A 13,874-nucleotide genomic window follows, 5' to 3' on the forward strand; every position below is an offset into this window, starting at 1 on the left:
AGCGCAGCCATGGCCGCCGACCACCACGAGACCCCGCATCGCGGCATGATCACCCTGTCGATCATGCTCGCCACCGTCATGCAGGTGCTCGACACCACCATCGCCAACGTCGCCCTGCCCAACATGCAGGGAAGCCTGGGCGCGGCGCAGGACACCATCACCTGGGTCCTGACCTCCTACATCGTGGCGGCGGCCATCGCGACGCCGGCCACCGGCTGGCTGGCCGACCGGTTCGGGCGCAAGCGGCTGTTCCTCATCGCGGTCGCCGGCTTCACCAGCGCCTCGGTGCTGTGCGGGCTGGCCGGCAGCCTGAGCCAGATGGTGGCTTTCCGGCTGGTGCAGGGCGTGTTCGGCGCGGCGCTGGTGCCGCTGTCGCAATCGGTGCTGCTCGACATCAACCCCAAGGAGCGCCACGGGCAGGCGATGGCGCTGTGGGGCGCCGGCATCATGGTCGGTCCCATCGCCGGGCCGACGCTGGGCGGCTGGCTGACCGACAGCTTCAGTTGGCGCTGGGTCTTCTACATCAACCTGCCGGTCGGAATTCTGGCCTTCTTCGGCATGCTGGTCTTCCTGCACGAGACCAAGGGGCGGACACGCGGCTTCGACCTCTTCGGCTTCGCCATGCTGGGGCTGGCGGTCGGCGCCTTCCAGATGATGCTGGACCGGGGCGAGCAACTCGACTGGTTCGGGTCCACCGAGATCCTGGTCGAGACGGCGCTGGCCGTCTGCGCCTTCTGGGTGTTCGCGGTCCACATCGCCACCGCCCACGGCAACACGGCGCGCGAGCCTTTCATCGACCCGCATCTGCTGCGCGACCGCAACTTCGTCACCGGGCTGATCCTGATCTTCGTCATCGGCGTGATCCTGCTGGCGACCATGGCGCTGCTGCCGCCGATGCTCCAGAACCTGCTGGGCTACCCAACGGTGACGACCGGGCTGGTGCTGGCGCCGCGCGGGATCGGCACGATGATCTCGATGCTGGTGGTCGGGCGGCTGGTGCGGGCGGTGGACGCGCGGCTGCTGATCCTGGCCGGCATCCTGCTGACCTCTTGGTCGCTGTGGTACATGACCGGTTTCACCATCGTCATGGACCGCACGCCGATCATCGTCAGTGGCATCGTCCAGGGGCTTGGGCTGGGTCTGGTCTTCGTGCCGCTCAGCACCATCGCCTTCGCGACGCTGGAGCCGCGTCTGCGCACCGACGCGGCCAGCCTGTTCAGCCTCGTCCGCAACCTGGGCAGCAGTGTCGGCATCTCGGTGGTGATGACGTTGCTGTCGCAGAACACCCAGATCAACCACGCCAATCTCGCGGCGCATCTCACCCCGTTCAAGTCGGTGCTGACCGAACAGGTGGAGGCCGCGCCGCAGGCGTTGGGCATGCTCAACGCCGAGGTGACGCGGCAGGCCGCGATGATCGCTTACCTCGACGATTTCAAGCTGATGATGTACGTGGCGCTGCTGGTGATCCCGATGCTGCTGCTGCTCCGCCGTCCGAAGCCGGGGGCTGCGGCCGGCGGATCGGCGCATGAATCCGCGGTAATGGAGTAGTGGGAGGCGGCGTCAGTGCGTCGAGGCGCTCTTGCCGTTGTCTTTGCGGGCACGGGCCTGTTTCTCGGCCGGCTTCGCATCGGCGGGTTTGGCGGCGCTACCGGACTTGCCCGGCTTGGAGGCCGCCTTGCCCGTCGCCTTGGGCGCGGCGGGGGTGGAGCCGGCGGACTCGACGGACGACAGATCCTCGGCGGCGGCGCGGGTGCTCTTGGCGCCCGCCTTGCGCGCGGTCGCCGGCCCCTGGGGGGTGACGGCGGGCTTGGCGCCGTCCTCCGCGCGGATTTCCGCCTCGGCCTGCGCCCAATGCTCGTCGTGCCGGCCATGGGGATGGCCCTCGCGCTCCCAAATTTCGTGGGCGCGGCGGCTGATGCGGTCCTGAATATCGCCCTTGTCGCTCATCGTTTCTCGCTCCTCGACCAGAATCGCTTTTTGACAGCTTGGCGCCAAGGTTGAACAGCCACTCCTGCGAGGCACTCCGAACGGGGGATCGGGCGAGAGGTCAGGCCAAGGCCGGCCCGTCCGCCCGCAACGGCATGGCCGGCTGCCAAGAGTGGAGGTGCCGGTCGATCCGTTGGGCCAACTCGTCCAGTCCCATGCCGGTTTCCGCCGAGACCAGAACGGCCGTGTCCTCGCGGTCGGCCATGCGCAGGGCCACCGCAGCCCGAGCGGTGGCCTCCAGGCGGTCGGCCTTGGTCCGGACCTCCAGCCGCCGGGGATCGGCCGGACCGATCCCGAGTTGGTCCAGCAAAGCCTCGACCGCCATTGTGTGGGCCACATCGTTCGGGTCCGAAAGATCCCGGACGTGCAGGACGAGGTCGGCCTCGCGCACCGCGTCCTGCGTAACGCCGAAGGCGGTGACCACGCTGTGCGGCAGGTCGGCCAGGACGGGCAGCCCGACGGCGAGGTCGATCATGCGGCCCGACGGCAGGCGGGCTTCCATCCCGCTGGACAGGCGGGCGTGCAGGCTTGCGACGCCGGCCCCGGCGTAGCCGACCAAGGCGACGGTCGGGATGCCGGCCGCCTTGCGGTCCGCCCGTTGGAGGGTGCGGGCACGGCGCAGCTCGGCCAAGGCGCGCTTGAGGCCGGCGATGCGCTCGGTCAGGCGGCGGCGGTGGCTTTCCAGCAGGGTATCGCCCGGCATGCCGACCAGCGTGGTCTGGAAGCCCAACCCTTCGCGCCGGTCCGCCAGATGGCTCCAGCAGCGGATCGACCGCCCGCGCTGGAACTGCAGGGCGGCGAGGTCCGCCTGCATCCGGGTTTCGGTGTCGGCGGCCTCGGTGGCGAGCGCCTCCAGGATCAAGGTGCAGCGGTCCACCACCTTGCCGAGGCAGCCGCGCTCCAGCGTGCGCTGCTGCAACGGGGTCAGGGGGTGGTCGACGACGAGGAGGTCGGCGTGGAACGCCTCCATCAGGCCGCCCAGCCGTTCGACTCCCAGGCGGCCGAACAGCGAATCGGCCTTGGTTCCGGCCAGCGCGACCGTCTCCGCGTGCGGCACGGCCACGCCGATGCCGCGCGTCAGGCGGACCGCCTCGTCCAGCCGCGCGTCGCCGTCGGCCATGCCGTCCGGCACACCGTGGAACACCGGGGTCACGACCAGCGCCCGTGCCACGGGCGTTGCGGGATCGGTCGCGGAAAAGAGGGTCATGGGTCGGCTGGGCTCCCTTGGGCTACCACCCGGCGGACACCCCGGCGGGCAGGCGTCTTATCAACAACGCGCCTGTGGACACGGTTCCCAAGACGCGGCTTCCAAGGGGGGCGGACTCGTGCCACAACCCCGGCGCCGATGACGACCGGACCGAGCCCTTCCGCCATGCCCCTTCCCACGACGACCGTTCCCGCAACCCAAGCGCCGCTCCTGCTACGCCTGTCGCGGGCGCCCTGGTGGGCGCTGTGCCTGGGCATCGCGGCGGCGATGGCGCTGTCGGTGCTGCTGGTCGGCTTCCGGCTGCCCTATTGGGTCCACGCCGACCAGGATCTGGTGCTGGCCTATCACGGTCTGCTGTTCGGCGACGGGCTGCCGCAGGAGTATTTCGACCATCCCGGCTACGGCTATTTCCTGGTGATCGACGGCTGGTACCGGCTGTTGCACGGGCTGGGGCTGCTGCCGGTGGCGACCCTGTCCGCTTTGCCGCCCGCCGCCGATCCGGCGGCCACGGCGGCGGCGTGGCAGAGCTTGGTCGAGGCCGGTCGGTCGCTGTCGATCCTGCTGACCGCCGTCTTCGCCATTGTCTACGCCACGCTGGTGAAAAGCCTCGTCGGCGACCGGCGCGTGGCTCTGCTCGCCGGAATCCTGGTGGCCTTCGGCGTCGGCCTGACGGCGCAGGGGCGGCAGATGCGGACCGACCTGCTGTCGGCCGGCTTCGTCATCACCGCGCTGCTGCTGGTGCTGGTCGCGGTGCGGCGCCCGCCGGGGGGAAAGCCGGCGCTGTTGCTCGGGCTGGCCGGTCTTCTGGTTGGGCTGGCGATGGTCACCAAGGTGCAGGCGGTGTTCCTGGCGCTGGGCATCCCGGTTGTGGCGCTGCTGTTCGGGCGGCGCTTCGAGGGGGCCGGCAACTCCACAGGCTCCTGGACGCTGGCTGTACTGGTGGGCGCGCTGGCGCTGGCGGCGCTGGTCCCGGCGGCCGGGCTGATCGCCGAGGGCATCGCCGGCTGGGGCCGGGCGGTCTACCCCTACAAGCCGGTGGGCGGTGGGCTGTCCGGGCATTATCAGGGGCTGGTCGCCGGCTGGGCGCTGTTGGGCATGACGGTCCACGCCTGGGTCTGGCGGGTGCCGCGCGCCCACGCCGCGACGGCGACGGCGGCGGTGCTGCTGGGGTTGGCGCTGGGACTGCTGGCGCTCGATCTGCGCCCCAACGAACAGAACGTCATCGCCGTGGCGAACTTCGTCGAGCACATGTTCGTCTTCACCTCCTGGCGCCACGCCACCGCCCTGCAGGGGCAGGAGCAGGTGGTGGGCGAGGGGCTGCTGACGCTGCTGCTGAGCGGCGTCGGGCGCACGTTGGCGATTCGCACCATCGTCCTCCACCCCGACAACATCCCCCAGACGATCGTCGTGGAGTGGTTCGCGCTGGCCGGCGCGGCGGTGCTGTGGCGGCGGGGCGAGCGGTTGGCCGCGGTCCAGGCGCTGTTCCTGCTGCTGGTGGCCTGGGGGCTGGAGGCGCTGTTCTCGCTGCGCGGGTTCCAGCGCGCCTACGCGGCCTACACCGACCCGCTGGCGGTGCTGTCGGCCGCCTGGGTGCTGGCCCGCATGCCGGAGCTGCTCGACCGGGCGAAGCCGCGCCGGGCGATCCTCGGCGGGGTGGTTCTGGTGGTGGTGGCCGCGCACGCCTGGCCGGTCGTCGAGACCCGGCGGCTGCCCAACCCGGCAACCCATTGCGACTGGATCCCGGTCTACATGCCGCGGGTCGGGCCGTTCCCCTTCTGCCGCTGAGGCGCTTTCAGGAGACCCGCGCCCGCCTTTTCAACTGGCTTGCGTCCGCTTGTTCAGCTGGCGCGCGCGCTCAAGGGCGGCGAGGACGCCGGCGGTGTCCATGGTGTCGAACGCCGGCCGGTGGTGCACCACCACGCGCGGGCCGATGCTGTGGATCGGGTTCGACGCGTCGGAGAAGACGGCGACCGTGGGGCAACCGACGGCGGCGATCAAGTGGGTCGGCCCGGTGTCGTTGCCGATCGCCGCCCAGGCCCGACGCGCCAACCCGGCCAGTTCCGGAACGTCGGTCTTGCCGGTGAGATCGAGGGCCCTTGGACAGAGCCCGACGATGGATTGGGCCAGTTCCACCTCGATGGCGGTGCCGAGGACGACGGGGGTGACGCCGCGCTCCGCCAGCGCGGCGGCGACCTCGGCGTAACGGCGCATCGGCCAGCGCTTGTCCGGCCGTCCGGAGGAGGAGCCGGGGATCAGCAGCGCGAAGGGCGCCGCAAGGCCGAAACGGTCGATGTCGGCGTCCAGCCAGGACAGGTCCGGCGCCGCGTCGGGCACGATGCCGAAGGGCGCCAGCTGCCGGGTGTAGCGCGCCAGCACGGACGTTGTCCGGCGGCCCTCGTAGCGGTCGGAGTGCGAGGCCCGGCGCGCCGTGCCCGACCATTCCGGCCAGGGGCCGGGGAACATTAGGCGGAAATAGCGGTCGGTGCGGGGCTGCCCCTGGAGGTCGTAGACACGGTCGAACCGTCCGGCCCGGAGCAGCCGCCGCACGTGCAGATAGGCCGACAGGGTGCGCTCGCGCGGGTCCTCCAGCACCTCGTCGAACAGGCCGCTCATCCGCGCCAGCGGGGCCAGCGACGGGATGGTCAGCAGCGACAGCCGATCGCCCGCGTGGTGGCGGCGGATCGCCGAGAGGGCGCTCTGCGCCAGGATGAAATCGCCGAAGGCGCCCAGCTTGATGACGAGGATGCGGCTCATCGGTCGTGTCTCACTCGTTATGTCTTATTGGCCCTGTTTCATCGGCCCTGTTTCATCGGTCGTCCGCCGGCACACGGGCGGCGAGCCGCAGCATCAGCGCGGCAGCGAGGAACCCCGCCATCCACCACGCCTGCCAGATTCCATAGGCGGTGCTGCCCATCGCCAGAGCCGTGGCGAACAGCGCCAGCGCGAAGGGCTGGTCGCGTTCGGCCATGCGCTTGGTCCCGGCCAGCAGCATCAGCGTCGCGGCCAGCGCCAGCCCGGCGCCCACCGCCCCCAGCTCCAGCCAGACCTGCAGAAAGGCGTTGTGTGGGTGCAGCGGCAGCAGGCTGTCGCCCATCGTGGCGAAGCGCGAGACCTCGCCCTGCGGCTCCAGCGCGCGCGACGCGTCGATGCCCTGCCCGAACACCGGCGTCTGGAGCGCGCGGTTGGCGGCGAAGCTCCAGATCTCCACCCGGTGGCGGGCCGAGGCGAACAGCCAGCCCGCCCCTTCCAGGTTCAGGATGCGGTCGAGGAACAGCGCCAGCGGCACCACCGCGACGAAGCCCAGCGTCACCACCCCGCCCAGCAGCGCCCGCCCGAGCCGCGCCGACCAGCGGGTCAGCGCGAACAGGACGATGCCGATGGCGATGCCGAGGATCGCCGACCGGCTGGTCAGCGGCAGGCACACCAGCGCGTAGACGCCCGGCAGCAGCAGGGCGAGGCCGCGCCGCCCGATCCGGTCGATGGCCAGCGCCGCCGGCCAGACCAACAGGCAGAGCAGGGCGGCGGTCCGTTTGGGCACGTTGCTGTAGACGAGGTGGACGACGTCGGCGTCGGGGATGGCGTTCCACCAGCGGTGCAGCGGGAAGTCCAGCAGCGCCTCGGTCCCGAACAAGGCGATGCCGGCCAGCAGCCCGCCCAGGAACAACCCGGCGAGCCGCCGCGCCTCCACCCCTGGCATCTGCGCGACCCACGCCCCACCGGCCAGCGCGCCGACCGCGACGTAGGCGATCTCGGCCACCGTGGCGAGGATGCGGTCGGAGGGGCTCCACAGGCCCGAGACCAAGGCCAGCAGCAGGAAGGCGCCGACCACCGCGATGCCCGGCAGGGCGCGCGCCATCCGTCCCAATACCCCGCGCCGGACCAGCCCGGCCAGCGCGATCACCGTGAAGAGGATGGCCCAGACCGGCATGCCGCGCGGCGCCATGGCGGCGAGCGGTCCGATCAGCCCGGCCGCGACCCCGGCTGTCGCTGCAAGCGCCGCGTCGGGAAGGCCGATCGAGGAAACGTGACGCGACGGGGAGAGGGCCATGGACTCGATCGGGACAGCCGGAACCGGCCGCGACTTAACAGACATTCCGGTGGGAAAGCAACGACGACCGCCGGGGCGCGGTGAGCGCCCGGCCTTGCGCGGCATGCGCCGGCTTGTTTTTGGCACAGCCGGTGGAAGGGCGGCCCAACGAACGCGGCTTGCAGTGACATGGATTTCTGGTAAATTTTATATAAATGCGAATTGATGCGTCGGGAGGGTTCCGTCATGTCCGATCCGATCCTGGTTTCGACCGGTCTTGCTCCCGGTCTCTTGCCGGCGCTGGTCGAGTTCGCGGCAACCCAGACGGTGGCGATGAGCGTCGGCGCCTTTCTGCTGCTCTACGCGTTGTTGAGCTTGTCCGTCCGGCTGGCGGATCGCTTCGACCCGCCGCCGGCGCAAGGGCGCGTGGCGCGGCGGGCCGAACCGGCACCGGAGCGGGTTTGGCGTTTCCGCAAGCTTGCCTGAAGCGGCAGCTTTCAAGGGGGCTTTGAAGCGGTGTGCAGACCCGTGTCACCGGCTCGCTCCGGTCGACGGAGTTCACTCACGCCCATCGATCAACGGCCCCCTGCGCTCCGGTGTGTCGATCACGTCCCGCGCCCGGTCCTTTCCTGAAGCGTGTCGATGCGTTTGGAGGCCTCGGCCTTGGTGAGGCTGCCGTCGAAGCCTTCACCCGCTTCCTCGCTCAGGGTCTTCAGATAAGAGGCTTGGGCGCCGGTCATCGGTTCGTCACCGGTGGTCCAGTCCTCCGGGGCCTTGTCGCGGTTGGACGTGTCCTCGCCGATCTTCGGGTTCTCGTTGTGGGGGGCATCGTGCGGAGCGTGCCGCTCGTTCCCGTGTTTGGTCGTCATGGCTCTCATCTCCGAAAAATGGAACATATAGCGAACAAATTATCGGCGGGAACGTTCCATCCCGCCCATCGGAAAACCGACGCTCGAAGCGGGCGGGGCGGTCATGCCGGAACCGGCAGCGCGGAGCGTCGATGGGAGATTCGGACTCGCCCCCCTTCGCTGCCGCCATTGACCCATCAGGGGCAAAAGCCGCGGTTCGCCGGAACCCGAGCCGCCGGCATGGGTTTATCGAACCGTCACATTGTTTCCCGCGCCAAGGCCACACAGCATGAGATCAGGTCCGGTCGTCTGCATCACGGGGGCCTCAGCGGGCGTCGGCCGCGCCACGGCCCTGGCCTTCGCGGCGCGGCGTCAAGCTTCCATCGGACTGATCGCGCGGTCTCGCGACGCGCTCGAAGAGGTGCGGCACGAAGTCGAACGGCTGGGCGGCCGAGGGCTGGTGCTGCCCCTGGACGTTGCCGATGCCGATTCCCTGTCCACCGCCGCCGGTCGTGTCGAGGACGCGTTCGGTCCGATCGACGTGTGGGTCAACAGCGCCATGGTGACCGTCTTCGGGCCGGTGTCGGCCTTGACCCCGGAGGAGTTGCGGCGGGTCACCGAAGTGACCTATCTCGGTTCGGCCTACGGTGTTCAAACCGCTCTGCGCTCGATGCGCGCCCGCGACCAAGGCACGATCGTGCAGGTCGGCTCCGCCCTCGCCTACCGCTCGATCCCCCTCCAGGCGGCCTATTGCGGCGCGAAGCATGCCATCATGGGTTTCGTCGACAGCTTGCGCTCCGAACTGCTGCGGGACGGCAGCCGAGTGCGGATCACCATGGTGCAGTTGCCCGCCGTCAACACGCCCCAGTTCGAATGGGCGCGGAGCCACATGCCGCGACGTGCCCGGCCGATGGGAAAGATCTTTCAGCCCGAGGATGTGGCCCAGGCCATTCTGCACGCGGCCGAGCATCCGAAGCGCGAATATTGGCTGGGTGCGACCGCGGTCGAGGCGATCCTCGGCGACGCCCTTCTGCCGGGCATCGGGGACCGTTACCTCGCCCGCACCGCCGTGGAAGGGCAGGAAACGGACGAGCGCGAACCGCCCGGCCGGCCGGACAATCTGTTCCAGCCGGTGGAGGGGCTGCATCGCACGTCCGGTCGTTTCGGGCAACCGCGCCACCGCCTGAGGCTGGCGTCCGACGCGGGGGCGGTGCGCGGAGTCGCGTTGATGACGGGCCTGCTCCTGGCCGGCGGCCTGGGCTATCTCCTGCGCAACGCCCGCTCGGCGCGGTGAGGGCGGCCCTGCCTCTTGGATGAGCGGTCCGCCGGGACGCTCACAATCCACGCCCTCCAGAGTTCCGATCCCGGTTCATGGTCTGCGCCCAGGCGCTTGGCGCTGGCGTTTCCCGATTATGCGGATTGAGTGATTGACCCGGCGTTCCTCCGCGCCCGAGTATCGGTCCATCATGGGGCGTGGTGCGGGTGTTGTCGTGGTTGAGGTGTTGCCGGCCGGCTCGATTCCTGAAATCGTCTCCGGAGAGCGGCGTTTCCAGATGCTTGTGGAAAGCGTGCGGGATTACGCCATCTACCTGCTCGACCCGCAAGGGATTGTCAGCAGTTGGAATTCCGGCGCGGAACGTTTCAAGGGATACCGCGCCGACGAGATCATCGGACAGTCTTTTTCGCTTTTCTACAGCGTGGACGATCAGAAGGCCGGGGTGCCGCAACGTGCGCTTGCCACCGCCCTGGCGGAGGGAAAGTTCGAGGCCGAAGGCTGGCGAATCCGCAAGGACGGCACCCGGTTCTGGGCAAACGTCGTCATCGATCCGATCCGCGACGACGGCGGCACCCTGATCGGTTTCGCCAAGGTGACGCGTGACATCACGGAGCGCCGCCGCACGCAGGAGGCCCTGGAGGAGACGCGCCAAGCGCTGTTCCAGTCCCAGAAGATGGAGGCGGTGGGCCATCTGACCGGCGGCATGGCGCACGACTTCAACAACCTGCTGCAGGCGATGTCCGGTTGCCTCCAACTGGTGGGAAAGCGCGCCGGCCACGTTGCCGGGGTGCAGGAGATCCTCGATTCCGGCCGGTAGGCGGTCGACCGTGGCACCCGCGTGATCCGTCAACTGATGGCTTTTTCGCGCCGTCAGAGCCTGCAGCCGGAGGCTTTCGACGTGCGCGACCAACTGCTCGGCATGCGTTCTTTCCTGGACCGGGCGCTGCGTGCCGACATCCGGCTGGAGTTCGACCTGGAGCCCGATCTGTGGCCGGCGATGGCCGACCCGGTGCAGTTCGAACTGGCGGTGCTGAACCTTGCCACCAACGCCCGCGACGCCATCCCGGCGGACGGCCGAGTGGTGATCGGCGCCAGCAACATCGAGCGTAGGGGCGAGGGGGGCTTGCACGGGGCCTTCGTGCGGGTGTGGGTCCAGGACGATGGCCGGGGCATCGCGCCGGAGGCTCTGAACCGGGTGTTCGAACCCTTCTTCACCACGAAGGGGTTGGGGCGGGGGACCGGGCTCGGCCTGTCCCAGGTTTACGGTTTTTGTCAGCAATCGGGTGGCGGCGCCACGGTGGAGAGTGTGCTGGACCGTGGCGCCACGGTGGCGCTGCTGCTTCCGCGGGCGGAAGCGGCCCTGGCGGCCGGTGAGGACGACCGGCGGCCGGCGGTCGTCGATGGAGACGGCGCCCGGATCCTGCTGGTGGAGGACGACCCGGTGGTGGCGCCGGTGGTCATGGCGGCGCTGGAGGATCTCGGGTACCGGGTTCTCCGCGCCACCAGCGGCGAGGAGGCGCTGCGGTGCCTTGAGGGCGGGGAGGAGGTGGACCTTCTGTTCAGCGACGTGGTGATGCCGGGCTCGGTCGATGGGATCGCCTTGGCGCGAACGGTACGGCTCCGGTTGCCCGCTCTGGCGGTGGTGCTGACCACCGGCTATAGCGAGGACCACATTGGGCTGGAGGGGGTGCCGGTGTTGTCCAAGCCTTACCAGATCGAGGCTTTGACCAAGATCTTCCAAGAGGAGTTGGCCCGTAGGAAATGGCCGAACGGTCGCTGATCCAAGCGGCATCGGGCGTGGATTTTTCTTGGGTGAAGCTCAAAAAGTCGCACTCGACGGATCTCGTTGACGCCCGTTTCCGTTGTCTTCTCCATTGTGTTTCGATCAAAGAGAGAAAACGCCCGATGCTCAACGCCCTTCCATTGTCCGGCCGCTTCTGATCCGACGCAATGCCGATCTGTTCGTCACGGAAGTGAGCGGCGAGATCGTCATTGGGGCAATGCTCTTGGCCCGCCCCGTCTGGAGCCGCGAAGCGAGAGGCGGCTACCGGCTGACGAGCGTGAGCTTCGGCGGCGGGCGTGAGCCGGCGCTGTGGCCGGCGGCGATCCAGTCCTGCAGGTCGGCCAGCGGCATGGGCCGGGCGACGAGATAGCCCTGGATCATGTCGCAGCCAGCGTCCTTCAGGAACGCGACATGCTCCTCGGTTTCGACGCCCTCGGCGACGACGGACAGATGCAAAGTCTGCGCCATGCGGATGATCAGCCGGACGATCTCGCCGTCGCGGCTGTCGACATGGGCGTTCATGAGGAAGGAGCGGTCGATCTTGATCGTGTCGATGTCGAGCCGGCGCAGGTACATCAGGCTGGAATAACCCGTTCCGAAATCGTCCAGTGCCACCGCCACCCCCAGCGACCGCAGCCGGTTCAAGGTGGCCAGCGCCCGGTCGGTGTCGGCGATCACCGCCGTCTCGGTCACCTCGATCTCCAGCCGGCCGGGATCGATCCGGTGCTGGCGGGTCAACCCGTCCACCACCGCCGCCAGATCGCCGCGGTTGACCTGCGCGGCAGCCACGTTGACCGCGATGCTCAGCGGACCGAAGCGTGTGTCGTCCCAGCCGGCGATCGCCCGGCAGGCTTGGTCGAGCACCCAGGCGCCGAGCTGCTCGATCAGGCCGATCTCCTCTGCGAAGGGGATGAACTCCGCCGGCGGGACCCAGCCACGCTCCGGATGCCTCCAGCGCAGCAACGCCTCGACCCCGCACAGCCGTCCGCTGGCGAGCGCGATCTTCGGCTGATAGACCAGCGTGAACTCCTGCCGCTCCAGGGCGCGGCGCAGGGCAAGTTCCATCCCCAGCCGCTGCTCGGCCGCCATCGACATCGCCGCGCTGAAGAAGCGCGCGGTGTTGCGCCCCGCCGTCTTGGCGGCGTACATCGCCGTGTCGGCGTTCTTCAGAAGGGTCGGGACATCGCCGCCGTCGTCGGGAAACACCGCGATCCCGATCGACAGGCTGATGTTCAATGGGCGCCCGCCGAGCGACAGCGGGGTGCCGACCGCCGCCATGATCCGCTCCGCCACGTGGGCGGCGTCGTTGGCGCTGGCGATCCCCTCGGCGATCACGACGAATTCGTCGCCTCCCATCCGCGCCACGGTGTCGGCGGGGCGGACCGCCTGCCGGATGCGGCCGGCCACCGCGACCAGCAGCTCGTCGCCGACCGGGTGGCCCAGCGTGTCGTTGACCGTCTTGAACTGGTCGAGGTCGAGGAACAGGATCGCCAGCTTGCGCGCGTCCCGTGCCCCGCCGCGCAAGGCATGCGCGGCCCGGTCGGCGAAGAGGGTGCGGTTGGGCAGCCCGGTCAGTGTGTCGTGATAGGCCAGCGTGTGGACATGCCGGTTCGACCGCTCCAACGCGACGGTGCGTTCGGCGACGCGCTGTTCGAGCACGCGCTCGTTCTCGCGCAGCAGGTGGTTCGCGGCGGCCAGATCGAGCCGGGCACGGTGCTGGCGTCGGCCCAGCACCGCCAGACCGGCGGCGAACAGCAGGATGATCCCCGACATGCCGGTCACGGCGGTCAGGAGGAACTCCGCGCGCTCGTTCACCCGACCGAAGATCTCGGTTTCGGAGAGGTGGACGAGGACGATCAGCGGTTGGTTGTCCATCCACCGGTAGGCGACCATGAAGGGGCGCGCGTCGATGGTGCTGTGGAGGCGCACCACGTCGGCGGTCGGCCGGGTGGGATCGAATTGCGGCCGGTCGCCTGGAAGCTCCCGGCCGATCCAGCCTCGGCGCAGCGGATCGTCGCGGCGGGTGTGGATCATGCGGATCGCGCGGTCGCTGCCGACGATCGAGACCGCGCCTTCCTCGCCGATCGGCAGATCGTCAGCGAGATGGGAAAAGGCGAAGGGATCAATGGCGATCATCAGCACGCCGAGGAACCCGTCCTCCGCGCTTTCGATGCGCCGCGAGAAATGCAGCGTCCAGCGTTGGGATATCCGGCCGAGCGCCGGTCTGCCGATCAGCAGCCGGTCCTCCGCCCCGCCGGCCGACGGGTTGCGGTGCGCGAGGTAGTAGTCGCGGTCGCTGAAATTGTCGCCCTTGGCGTGGGGCAGCGTCGAATCGACCAGCCGCCCCTGCGCGTCGAACACCGCGATCTGAATCAGGGCGCTGTCGGTCACCACCTTGGCGAATTCGGCCAGTCGGCCGGGCACCAGGCCGGGGCCGCCCGCCATCTCGCGCCGGATGTGTTTCAGCCCATGGTCGATCCGTTCGATCCGCTCGGCGAGCCGGGCGTCGAAGGCGCGGGCGAGATCGGCCGCCTGCTGGCGGGCGGCGGCCTTGGTCACCATCCGGTCATGGGCGATCTGGTTCAGCGTCGTGGCCCACAGAGCGGCCAGGATGAGGGCGGCAAAGGCCACGATCAGGCCGTTTAGCCCCCAGCTCCCCTTGCGCTCCGCCATGGCGAAACCCCTGTCGCCGGTACTGCTCGTCATCGTCCGTTCCATCCCCGATCCGTCGCGCCGCGCGGAGGGCC

The 13,874-nt window shown here is 69.4% G+C and carries 12 protein-coding genes; 6 read left to right on the top strand and 6 right to left on the bottom strand.

Features of this window, described 5'->3' with window-relative positions; genetic code table 11:
* Positions 1-9 precede the first annotated feature (9 nt).
* Positions 10-1,548, top strand: a complete 1,539-nt coding sequence (locus tag EJ913_RS05340) for a DHA2 family efflux MFS transporter permease subunit (protein ID WP_126995557.1) — start codon at positions 10-12, stop codon at positions 1,546-1,548.
* Positions 1,549-1,560: 12 nt separating this feature from the next.
* On the opposite strand, the gene EJ913_RS05345 is transcribed toward EJ913_RS05340, so the two are convergent.
* Positions 1,561-1,947, bottom strand: coding sequence for a DUF2934 domain-containing protein (locus tag EJ913_RS05345; protein WP_126995559.1), 387 nt, complete (start codon positions 1,945-1,947; stop codon positions 1,561-1,563).
* 100 nt (positions 1,948-2,047) lie between these two features.
* Positions 2,048-3,193 (bottom strand): HflX-like GTP-binding protein, encoded by a 1,146-nt coding sequence (locus EJ913_RS05350; protein WP_126995561.1) that lies wholly within the window; start codon positions 3,191-3,193, stop codon positions 2,048-2,050.
* A gap of 165 nt (positions 3,194-3,358) precedes the next feature.
* Here EJ913_RS05350 and EJ913_RS05355 point away from each other — a divergent pair, with 165 nt between their 5' ends.
* A complete protein-coding gene (locus EJ913_RS05355; RefSeq protein WP_126995563.1) occupies positions 3,359-4,978 on the top strand; it encodes a glycosyltransferase family 39 protein in 1,620 nt (539 codons plus the stop codon).
* Between the two features lie 30 nt (positions 4,979-5,008).
* On the opposite strand, the gene EJ913_RS05360 is transcribed toward EJ913_RS05355, so the two are convergent.
* Together EJ913_RS05360 and EJ913_RS05365 are read right to left on the bottom strand one after the other, a co-directional pair.
* Positions 5,009-5,947, bottom strand: a complete 939-nt coding sequence (locus EJ913_RS05360) for a glycosyltransferase family 9 protein (protein WP_126995565.1) — start codon at positions 5,945-5,947, stop codon at positions 5,009-5,011.
* Positions 5,948-5,999: 52 nt separating this feature from the next.
* Entirely contained in the window at positions 6,000-7,241 is a 1,242-nt protein-coding gene (locus EJ913_RS05365) for an O-antigen ligase family protein (protein WP_126995567.1), read from the bottom strand.
* 225 nt (positions 7,242-7,466) lie between these two features.
* On the opposite strand from EJ913_RS05365, the gene EJ913_RS05370 reads away from it, so the two are divergent.
* Complete coding sequence (locus tag EJ913_RS05370) at positions 7,467-7,706, top strand: hypothetical protein (RefSeq protein WP_126995569.1); 240 nt, start codon at positions 7,467-7,469, stop codon at positions 7,704-7,706.
* Between the two features lie 119 nt (positions 7,707-7,825).
* On the opposite strand, the gene EJ913_RS05375 is transcribed toward EJ913_RS05370, so the two are convergent.
* Positions 7,826-8,089 carry a DUF3072 domain-containing protein gene (locus tag EJ913_RS05375; RefSeq protein ID WP_126995571.1) on the bottom strand — a complete coding sequence of 88 codons (264 nt, stop codon included), beginning with the start codon at positions 8,087-8,089 and terminating at the stop codon, positions 7,826-7,828.
* 268 nt (positions 8,090-8,357) lie between these two features.
* On the opposite strand from EJ913_RS05375, the gene EJ913_RS05380 reads away from it, so the two are divergent.
* The 3 genes from EJ913_RS05380 (at position 8,358) to EJ913_RS05390 (ending at position 11,124) form a co-directional block, all read left to right on the top strand.
* Entirely contained in the window at positions 8,358-9,362 is a 1,005-nt protein-coding gene (locus EJ913_RS05380) for an SDR family oxidoreductase (protein WP_126995573.1), read from the top strand.
* Between the two features lie 133 nt (positions 9,363-9,495).
* On the top strand, positions 9,496-10,161 hold the full coding sequence (locus EJ913_RS05385) for a PAS domain S-box protein (RefSeq protein WP_126995575.1): 666 nt from the start codon (positions 9,496-9,498) through the stop codon (positions 10,159-10,161).
* A gap of 36 nt (positions 10,162-10,197) precedes the next feature.
* Positions 10,198-11,124: an ATP-binding protein gene (locus EJ913_RS05390; protein ID WP_126995577.1), complete on the top strand. Its 927-nt coding sequence runs from the start codon at positions 10,198-10,200 to the stop codon at positions 11,122-11,124.
* Positions 11,125-11,388: 264 nt separating this feature from the next.
* Here the strand turns inward: EJ913_RS05390 and EJ913_RS05395 are convergent, their stop codons facing one another.
* Positions 11,389-13,833: a bifunctional diguanylate cyclase/phosphodiesterase gene (locus EJ913_RS05395; protein WP_126995579.1), complete on the bottom strand. Its 2,445-nt coding sequence runs from the start codon at positions 13,831-13,833 to the stop codon at positions 11,389-11,391.
* Positions 13,834-13,874 lie beyond the last annotated feature (41 nt).

The organism is Azospirillum doebereinerae, assembly GCF_003989665.1.
In the GTDB taxonomy this organism is placed as follows: Bacteria; Pseudomonadota; Alphaproteobacteria; order Azospirillales; family Azospirillaceae; genus Azospirillum; species Azospirillum doebereinerae.

Bases quoted from the DNA above. Each gene is read 5' to 3' on its own strand.
- EJ913_RS05340 (WP_126995557.1), top strand. From the start codon at position 10: ATGGCCGCCGACCACCACGAGACCCCGCATCGCGGCATGATCACCCTG.
- EJ913_RS05345 (WP_126995559.1), bottom strand. From the start codon at position 1,947: ATGAGCGACAAGGGCGATATTCAGGACCGCATCAGCCGCCGCGCCCAC.
- EJ913_RS05350 (WP_126995561.1), bottom strand. From the start codon at position 3,193: ATGACCCTCTTTTCCGCGACCGATCCCGCAACGCCCGTGGCACGGGCG.
- EJ913_RS05355 (WP_126995563.1), top strand. From the start codon at position 3,359: ATGCCCCTTCCCACGACGACCGTTCCCGCAACCCAAGCGCCGCTCCTG.
- EJ913_RS05360 (WP_126995565.1), bottom strand. From the start codon at position 5,947: ATGAGCCGCATCCTCGTCATCAAGCTGGGCGCCTTCGGCGATTTCATC.
- EJ913_RS05365 (WP_126995567.1), bottom strand. From the start codon at position 7,241: ATGGCCCTCTCCCCGTCGCGTCACGTTTCCTCGATCGGCCTTCCCGAC.
- EJ913_RS05370 (WP_126995569.1), top strand. From the start codon at position 7,467: ATGTCCGATCCGATCCTGGTTTCGACCGGTCTTGCTCCCGGTCTCTTG.
- EJ913_RS05375 (WP_126995571.1), bottom strand. From the start codon at position 8,089: ATGACGACCAAACACGGGAACGAGCGGCACGCTCCGCACGATGCCCCC.
- EJ913_RS05380 (WP_126995573.1), top strand. From the start codon at position 8,358: ATGAGATCAGGTCCGGTCGTCTGCATCACGGGGGCCTCAGCGGGCGTC.
- EJ913_RS05390 (WP_126995577.1), top strand. From the start codon at position 10,198: ATGGCTTTTTCGCGCCGTCAGAGCCTGCAGCCGGAGGCTTTCGACGTG.
- EJ913_RS05395 (WP_126995579.1), bottom strand. From the start codon at position 13,833: ATGACGAGCAGTACCGGCGACAGGGGTTTCGCCATGGCGGAGCGCAAG.